The following is a 6,586-nucleotide window of genomic DNA, read 5'->3' on the forward strand; positions in this document are numbered from 1 at the left end:
CACCGAAGAGAAAGATGTGATGGTGAAAGTGGTGGTAAATCTGATTAATAAAGATAATCAGTAACCACAATACCCTGACGGATACAAAAGTCTTCGCTGCTATTGAGAATTAAAGGCAGACAAATGACGCCTTATAAAAGAGCAAAATCCAAGCAAGCCCTAACGACCGATTGGGGTTAAAGTCGCATCTGAAACCTCTATTTTGCAAAAGTCGGTATTTTGATGACATAAAGGAAGAATTTGTCTATAATAATTTGCAAGATGGAATAATTTTACTATTTTTGGAACGGTTTTGAAAATGTCGCCTGCTTTGTGGCAGCATTGTGGCAGGCTGATGCTTAGACACCGATTAGAGATTAACGACATATTTATTTGCAGTGCTGCCTTAAATAAAACAATTTATCTATGAAGAATATCCACATGATTATTTCGGCGACGTTGTGTTCTCTCATGCTTCTGCCGTCAGTTTCCTACGCCCAGAAAACACCGATGGGCAAGTTTGCCCGAGCGGCAATGAAAGCAATGCCGAGAACATCAGAATGCCACAGTCTGCCCAACCGTGCAGACGACGAGATTCCCACCAAGACAGTTGTAGACCAGCATTTCGACAAATGGACAGCAGGTACCAACGCCGAACCCGACACCAAGATGCTCGGAGGAGGCAGCGTGAACTATGTTCTGCCGGCAGACCTCATGGGAACGAAGGGCTGGACCGGCAATGAGGTATACCAGGCAGGACAGGCATGTGCGCTACGCATGTATGAGTCTGAATACGGTGGTCTTGCAGGAGGATTCATAAGCACACCGGAGATGGAACTCAGCGGAGACGTAGTGCTGAAGTTCCGCGCCAGATGTCTGAAAGCCGGCGACGAGGGCGTCATCCGTGTGGCACTGTGCGACAACTACGAAGGTCCCGTTGACGACCGTGATTTTGACATTTCCGACCAGTGGCAGGAATTCACCTTCGCCACTGACCAGGCCACATTCAATCCCAACAATATATTTCAGTTTTCTGCCGAGGAGGTAGACCTCCTGCTCGACGATATCGTGGTGACGCGCAAGGCCAACAAGATACCGGCGCCACAGGTGCTGCAACCAGTAAACAACTCTTCCACCTCGTTTACAGCCCGCTGGAGCCCCACTACGACGGCGAGTTCGTATCTCCTCAACGTATACCGCAAGGAGATGCCGGAACACAGTGTGGAGCCAGGCTCTCTGTCGGAGAATTTCGACGGTATCAACATCAACGCCGACGGCAAGACCATAAACCAGGACAACCCCGGCTATCCGGAGGGATGGACTATCAATCTGTCGGCACAAGGCTCACAGGATGTATACACATCCGAGGGCAACTACAGTTCGGCCCCATTGTCGCTCTGTCTGGATGCCGTAGGCGACGAAATCATTTCGCCCGAGACACCGGCCCCGATAACATCACTCTCGTTCTGGGTGAAACCGAGTAATATGGAGAATGAAACCGACTATACCTACTCATTGGTGCAGGTAGCCGTATACAACGAGAAAGACGGATGGATACCTATCGCCAATATGCCAAACTACTATATGCAGGCCGAAGGCGGACAATACTCGTTCACATCAGAACAGATAGGAGAAGGAATGACAAGGGTGAAGTTCTTCTTCATACAGAAAAACTCCGTCGACTTCGCCATCGACGATGTGAAGATAGACTATGCCACACAGCGAGTGCCGGTGACCCAGCTCGACAAGGAACTGACCGACACCTGCTACACCATGGACATCGACCCCAACTATGAATATTTCTACAATGTGAGAGCCAAGAACGGAAGCGTGGTGTCGAAGCCATCGCCAGACATGTGGGTCGACGGCATTCTCGGAGTGAAGGTGGAGGCAAAGGAGGCAACGAATGTCACCGAAACCTCGTTCACGGCAAACTGGACGGAGCTGAACAATGCCGACAGATACAAGCTCAACATCATGAAGGTGCTGCAGCCCAAAGAGGATATGCAGAATGTGGTGGTGCTGAGCGAGGACTTCAACAAGATTGACCAGGGCACCACTGACAATCCTTATAACCCATACACATATGTGTTCAATCTGGCTGAAAACGGATACACCACTACCGAATGGCTCCTGCAGCTGCCTTATCTGGCTGATGGAATGGCAGGAGCACAGCAGACCAACGTGTGGATGGGTCTGGCTGGACTCGTTACATCGCCGCACCTCGACCTCACCTGCGACGGCGGAGCGTTTGATGTAGACGTGAAGGCATACAACACGTTTGCCAGCGACACTCTCTTCGTGATGCTCCTGAAAGACTACACCGACAATGTAGCCACCGACCATCGCATCATGCCGCTCACGCTGAATGGCACGGGAATGACATCTGCCACAATCCACTTCGACGCTACCGACAACAAGAACCTGCGTGAGAACGTCATCCTGGCATTCATGAGCATGTATGGCCAACCTTTCTTCATCGATGAGGTAACCATCCGCCAGAATGTGCGCAAGGGCGAGACTCTCATAGCTCCGTATTCGGTGATGTATCCGAAAGGAAGCGGTTTCAACGTGACGGATCTCGACCCGCAGTATACTTATGCCTATGATGTTACGGCGATGAGGACCAAGGATTACACTAACTATGTATCTGAAACTTCAGAACGGGTGTATGTGAATGGCATAGAAACCGCAGTAGGCAGTGTCTCAACCGGCAGCAACGCCCTTGATATCAGAGTGGCCCACGGTAGCATCTCATTGTCTACAGACTATGACTCAGCTGATGTATACGACATGCAGGGCAAGACAGTGGCAACTGTTCCGGCTGGTCGTCATGCCGTCAGCCTTGCTCCCGGCGTGTATATCGTGAAGGCCGGAGAGAAGACAGTCAAGGTGGTAGTGCCATAACCTCTGCTCGGCTGATAAGAAAACAAGGCAGGTAGCTACATCCTTTTGTGTTTACATAACCTGATACCTGCCTATAATAAAATCCCCCGATTCTGTCCATTCTGGGACAGGTCGGGGGATTTCTATAGTATCCTTCCTTTAACCCCAATCGGTCATTAGGACGTTTATAGAAATATTTAATGACTGCTTGCAGTCTTTTGTTTTTTATAAGGCGTCTTTTGCTTGTTTTTAATTCGCAATAGCTCGCTATTACTCATTAAAAGACAAACAAAATCCACTCTTCTAAAATTCCAAAATACAAGCAAGCCCTAATGACCGATTTGGGTTTAAGAAACATCCTTATGGCATTCTATCCTTCCGGCAGGAACATCCTCATGGCGTTTGCCGTGGTGTGGCGGTCTATTTCCTCGGGGGAGATGCCGTAGGCAAGGGCGAGGCGGTCTCTTACGTATGCCACGTAGGCACTCTCGTTGCGCTTCCCGCGCATCGGCACGGGAGCCATGTATGGAGCGTCGGTCTCGAGCACGATGCGGTCGAGGGGGATGTGGGGCACCACTTCAGGCAGATGGCTCTTCTTGAATGTCAGCACACCGCCGATGCCGATGATGAAATTGCCGAACGACAGCAGCTGTTCTGCCTCCCGCTCGTTGCCCGTGAAGCAGTGGAACACTCCTCCGCGGCGCAGTTCCCGTTCGTAGCGTCGTAATATTCCCACCATCTCGTTCTGTGCCTTGCGGCAGTGTATCATCAGCGGCAGGTCGGCCTCTATCGACCATCTCACCTGCTCCTCGAAAGCCTCCAGCTGCTCTTTCTCGAATTCGCGGCTCCAATAGAAGTCCAGTCCCACCTCGCCGATGGCGATGAACGGAGGGTTGTCTGCCGACGGTGCTTTCTGCCTCTGCTCGTCGAGAATCCGTCGCATCTGGCCTACTGCGTCTTTCCAGTCCTCTTTCACCTCCTCCGGGTGGAGACCTATCATGGGGTAGGCGTAGCCCGGAAACTGCCGGCATGTGTCCACCACGCTGCCGATGCTCTTGAGGTCGATTGCCGGCACGAAGATTTTCTCCACTCCGGCCTCCTGTGCCCGTTGTATGGCCAGCGGGCGGTCTTCGGCGAATTCCTCGCCGTCGATATGAGTATGCGTGTCAATCATTGTTCATTCTCCTGTTTGTTTTCCTTTTCCTTCTCCTGCATCTTGCGTTTCTCCTTGCGGCGCATGTAGTAGCGTATGCCGAAGCGCTCACAGTCGGCCACTCGGTCTATCACGAGTTTTCCCTCCTCGCTGAAGTGCGCCTCTATCTGGTCCCAGATGCGCAGTATCAGTTCGTCGATTTCGGGTCGTATCTCCTTGAGCCGTTGCTCCATTTCGCTTGTGCGTTTCTGCAGCGCCTTCTGCTTGTCGTAAGCCTCCTTGAAGATGTCGAAGTGGGTCTCCACCATTCCTATCGTGGGGTTGTAAATCGGTCTGCCACCCTTCTTCACGCGGTTTTTCTCTCCGCTGATGATTTTCGGTCCCCATTCCGTTATCGACCCTATGCTGTTGTCCACGGGAATCATGGTGGCGGTCTCCTCCAGTCCGTAGAGTTTCAGGTTAGAGCGCTTTATCTCCCCTCTTGTCACAGCCATGAGCAACACCTGCATGAAGTGGCTCTCATACATGTAAGCCTTTTTCTGCAGCTGGTCTATTTTCGTTCCGCTCCGCCATTGCGCCTTTTTGTCCACCTCGTATTGCGTCACTGCCGTGAGCAGCTTGTCGTAGCAGGTGCGCGCCTGGTTTATGTCTTTCCATTCCAGAAACCTGTCGCGGGCCATGTATATGTCGTTGTTGTCGAGCAGCGTCTTCAGTGCACTGAGTCTCGACTTGTCGGTATTGGGGAGTCTTCTGTATGGCATTTCCTCTCTTTTTGTGGGTGTTTCGTTATTTCTTTCTGTTCATCATTCTCTCGGTGTATTCGCGCAACACCGCCTTGCGGTCGTCGCTCACCGAGAGTTCGTCGAGATGCTGTCTGCTCTGTTCGAAGTATTCCTTTATCCTCTGTTCGGCGAGCTTGTCGATTCCGAGCCTGTTGTAAATCTCCGTCACGGCAGCAATCTTCTCTGCCGGATCGAATTCCGTCGCCGTGGTCCATCTCTCCAGTTCGGCACGCGTCCCGGCATCTGCTCTGTTGAAGGCGTTGATGAGCATGAAGGTCTTCTTGTTTGATGTGATGTCGCCGCCGATAGCCTTTCCGAACACCTTCGGGTCGCCATACACGTCGAGCAGGTCGTCCTGCAGCTGGAACGCCAGTCCCACCTTCTCTCCGAAGGCATACAGAGCGTTGGCGTCGGCATCCGAAGCCCCTGCCACCACGGCACCCATCTTGAGTGCGCAAGCCAGCAATACGCTCGTCTTCAGCCGTATCATCTCGATGTATTCCTCCTCAGCCACATCGTTGCGCGTTTCGAATTCCATGTCGAACTGCTGTCCTTCGCTCACCTCCAGTGCCGTTTCGGTGAAGAGGTCGAGTGCGGGCTTGAGATATTTGGTGTCGCATTTCGCCAGGTGTTCGTATGCCAATACGAGCATTGTGTCGCCGGAGAGGATCGCCGTGTTGTCGTCCCATTTCTTGTGTACGGTGGGTCTGCCACGCCTCATGTCCGCCTTGTCCATGAGGTCGTCGTGTAGCAGTGTGTAGTTGTGGTAGGTCTCCAGTGCCGTAGCCACGGGCAGTATTCTGTCCACATCGTCGTGGAAGAGGTTGTATGCCATGAGCACGAACGACGGGCGTATGCGTTTTCCGCCGGCGGCGAGCACATATTCTATCGGGTCGTAGAGCGACTTTGGTTTTCTCTCGTAGGGAAGTGATGCGATGTATGCGTTCACTTTCTCCTGTATTTCAGTTGCTGTCAGCATAATTATGTTTTTTTTGTTAGGTTTATCGTATTTATATATATGTTACTTATTCAAGTTTTGCAAATCTCTCATTTGTTGAATGGGGGAGTGCCCCAAGCACTCGCAAATCCTCTGAAATCCATATAGAAATCCAAAGATTTCAGGTCAAAAAATAATCCGTGAAAGATTAATCCGTGTTCCTCGGTGTTATCTGTGTTTTGTTTTTTTTGACCTGTGGCCATCGCCGAAGGCTGATGGACACTATATGCTTTCACACTGGAATCCTTTCCCTCCTTTGACATCGTGTCCACAGCCTTCGGCGTGGACAAATCAAAGAAAAAACACGGATATCACGGACTTTGCACGGATTGGTCTTCACGGATTTTTTTCTTTGATATTATTTTGCCAATGAGTCTTGGATTCGGTTGGGATTTTTCCGGATTTGGAGCACTATGGTGCTCGCTGCTTCCAGACGACATCAGCCAATGGTTTTGCCAATGAACATTAGCCCCCTCTCGTTCTCAAACCCATCCTAACCTTCCCCAAGGGAAGGGACAAGTTACTCTGCTTTGTCAAAGACTCCAGATAATCACATCAGCCAATCACATCAGTCAATCACTTCAGCCCCCTCTCGTTCTCCCCCGTAGGGGAGATGCTGGTTACTCTGTATGTCGAAGGACTATCGATGTCCTGGTGTATCAGTCCCTCCCCTACGGGGGAGGTTAGGTGGGGGCTGATGACATTTAGCCGTAGTAACCAGTTCCTTCCCTTTTTTACTCTATCAATGATTTTTGCCAAAAAACTTCAGCCCCCTCTCGTTCTCAAACC

General features: G+C 51.1%; 4 protein-coding genes. 1 reads left to right on the forward strand and 3 read right to left on the reverse strand.

Annotation, left to right across the window (positions count from 1 at the left end; translation table 11 throughout):
- Positions 1 to 405: 405 nt before the first annotated feature.
- Positions 406 to 2,886 carry a hypothetical protein gene (locus QVO99_RS05125; RefSeq protein ID WP_022316526.1) on the forward strand — a complete coding sequence of 827 codons (2,481 nt, stop codon included), beginning with the start codon at positions 406 to 408 and terminating at the stop codon, positions 2,884 to 2,886.
- 349 nt (positions 2,887 to 3,235) lie between these two features.
- Here QVO99_RS05125 and QVO99_RS05130 read toward each other — a convergent pair whose 3' ends face one another.
- From QVO99_RS05130 to QVO99_RS05140, 3 genes are read right to left on the reverse strand one after another with little or no spacing between them, the layout of a single operon-like run.
- Positions 3,236 to 4,039 carry a TatD family hydrolase gene (locus QVO99_RS05130; protein ID WP_022316527.1) on the reverse strand — a complete coding sequence of 268 codons (804 nt, stop codon included), beginning with the start codon at positions 4,037 to 4,039 and terminating at the stop codon, positions 3,236 to 3,238.
- Positions 4,036 to 4,779, reverse strand: coding sequence for a hypothetical protein (locus tag QVO99_RS05135; RefSeq protein WP_022316528.1), 744 nt, complete (start codon positions 4,777 to 4,779; stop codon positions 4,036 to 4,038). The genes QVO99_RS05130 and QVO99_RS05135 overlap by 4 nt, the downstream gene beginning before the upstream one ends.
- Positions 4,780 to 4,804: 25 nt before the next feature.
- Positions 4,805 to 5,779: a polyprenyl synthetase family protein gene (locus tag QVO99_RS05140; protein ID WP_022316529.1), complete on the reverse strand. Its 975-nt coding sequence runs from the start codon at positions 5,777 to 5,779 to the stop codon at positions 4,805 to 4,807.
- Positions 5,780 to 6,586 lie beyond the last annotated feature (807 nt).

This window comes from Prevotella sp. CAG:592, from assembly GCF_000436015.1.
GTDB classification, from domain to species: Bacteria; Bacteroidota; Bacteroidia; order Bacteroidales; family Bacteroidaceae; genus Prevotella; species Prevotella pectinovora.